This is a genomic window from Mesorhizobium sp. M7A.F.Ca.CA.002.05.1.1, assembly GCF_003998335.1.
Lineage (GTDB): Bacteria > Pseudomonadota > Alphaproteobacteria > Rhizobiales > Rhizobiaceae > Mesorhizobium.
The window spans coordinates 1-556 of record NZ_RZQI01001590.1 but is presented as its reverse complement, the minus strand read 5'-3'; the positions used below and the strand labels follow the sequence as shown (position 1 = coordinate 556).

Annotated in this window: 1 protein-coding gene; it reads left to right on the top strand. The window is 66.4% G+C overall.

Annotation, left to right across the window (positions count from 1 at the left end; genetic code table 11):
* A partial coding sequence (locus EN939_RS37210; protein ID WP_127272139.1) for an aldehyde dehydrogenase family protein occupies nt 1–556 on the top strand: 556 nt, incomplete at both ends.

The following is a 556-nucleotide window of genomic DNA, read 5'->3' as shown; positions in this document are numbered from 1 at the left end:
AGAAAAGATCGCACGCCTCCTGTCGACCGAGCAGGGCAAAGTTCTTGCCGAGGCCATGGGTGAGGTCGGCAAGGCCGCCGACGGCTTCCGGCTCGCATCCGAACTCGTCAAGCAGCTGGGTGGCCAGACCTTGCCCGCCGAGGATCCGACGAAGCTCGTCATGACGATCCGCCAGCCGCGCGGGGTCTACGGAGTCATTACCCCTTGGAACTTCCCGGTCAACATCCCCGTCGAATATCTGGCACCGGGCATTGCGACCGGCAACACCATCGTCTGGGTGCCCGCCCCGTCGACCTCGCTGGTCGCCTGTGCCTTGATGGAGGTAATCGACGGCGCCGGTCTTCCCGCCGGCGTCATCAATCTGGTCATCGGTGAAGGCGCTACCGCCGGCGACGCCGTCGTGGTTCATCCCGACGTCGCGGCAATCGGCTTTACGGGCAGCGCGGCGACCGGCAAGAAAATCGCCGAGCGCGGCGCCGGCAAGCCGCTGCTCCTGGAACTGGGCGGCAACGGCCCGGTGATCGCTTTCGAGGACGCTGATCTTGCAGCGGCGGCC